This window comes from Marinibaculum pumilum, assembly GCF_042646425.1.
Classification (GTDB): domain Bacteria; phylum Pseudomonadota; class Alphaproteobacteria; order Ferrovibrionales; family Ferrovibrionaceae; genus Marinibaculum; species Marinibaculum pumilum.
Window position 1 is genome coordinate 1 of record NZ_JBHRTR010000047.1, and the last position, 548, is coordinate 548.

At 71.0% G+C, this 548-nt stretch carries 1 protein-coding gene; it reads right to left on the reverse strand.

Translation table 11 applies throughout. From position 1 onward, the window contains the following. Window positions 1–548: calcium-binding protein (locus tag ACFOGJ_RS25025; protein WP_379905791.1), on the reverse strand; the 548-nt coding region annotated here is incomplete at both ends.

Below are 548 nucleotides of genomic sequence, written 5' to 3' on the forward strand. Positions count from 1 at the left end.
GCCAGGCTGTCTGCGCCCTCGCCACCGCCGATATCGTCGTCGCCCTCGCCGCCATCGATCGTGTCGTCGCCGGCGTCACCCGCCAGAACATCGTCACCGGCGCCGCCGGCGATCAGGTCAGCGTCGTCACCGCCCGAGACGGTATCGGCATCGTCGCCGCCATCGATGGTGTCATCGCCCGCACCGCCAAGGATCGAATCGCTGCCCGCGCCGCCGGCCAGGCTGTCTGCGCCCTCGCCACCGTCGATATCGTCGGCGCCTTCGCCGCCATCGATCGTGTCGTCGCCCGCATCACCGGCCAGCACGTCATCGCCGTCGCCGCCGGTGATCAGGTCAGCGTCGTCGCCACCGGAGACCGTGTCGGCACCCGTGCCGCCCTGGATCGAGTCACTGCCGGCGCCACCGGACAGGCTGTCCGCGCCTTCACCGCCGGTGATGGCATCGGCACCTTCACCGCCATCGATCACGTCGTCGCCGGCGTCACCCGCCAGAACATCGTCGCCGGCACCGCCGGCGATCAGATCAGCGTCGTCACCGCCCGAGACGGT